This is a genomic window from Halorubrum sp. Atlit-28R, assembly GCF_003665955.1.
Classification (GTDB): domain Archaea; phylum Halobacteriota; class Halobacteria; order Halobacteriales; family Haloferacaceae; genus Halorubrum; species Halorubrum tropicale.
Window position 1 is genome coordinate 1 of the sequence record NZ_QPLS01000292.1, and the last position, 437, is coordinate 437.

Sequence of the window (437 nt, forward strand, 5' to 3'; positions counted from 1 at the left end):
GTCCAGGGTACGCTAGCGGGCCACCAGCAAGACCCGGACGATAACGAGTACGCTACTCCTCCGGAGATTTGGCGGCCCCTTTCACGCGCAGTCGGGGGTTTCGACCTTGACTCCGCAAGTGGTGCCGAACCTACGCCAATCGCTCCGACACGGTTTACTGCAGAGGACGACGGCCTGAGACAACCATGGCACGGGAAGGTGTTCTGTAACCCGCCGTGGTCCACGAACGGTGACGGAAGCGCGAAACACGACTGGTTACAGAAAGCACGAACCGAAGCGAGCCGCGACGCCGTCGACGTCGTGGTCATGCTTCTTCCAGCGGATACCTCCGCTCACTGGTTCCATGACCACGTTCTCGAAGCAGAAGCGATCTGTCTCGTCGGTCCGGGTCGGATACCGTTCATCGGTGAAAACCGAAACCCCTCATTCCAACTGTC

1 protein-coding gene is annotated in these 437 nt (G+C 60.0%); it reads left to right on the top strand.

Going from position 1 to position 437, the window contains the following annotated elements; genetic code table 11:
• Window positions 1-437: phage N-6-adenine-methyltransferase (locus tag DVK06_RS17975; protein WP_255410393.1), on the top strand; the 437-nt coding region annotated here is incomplete at both ends.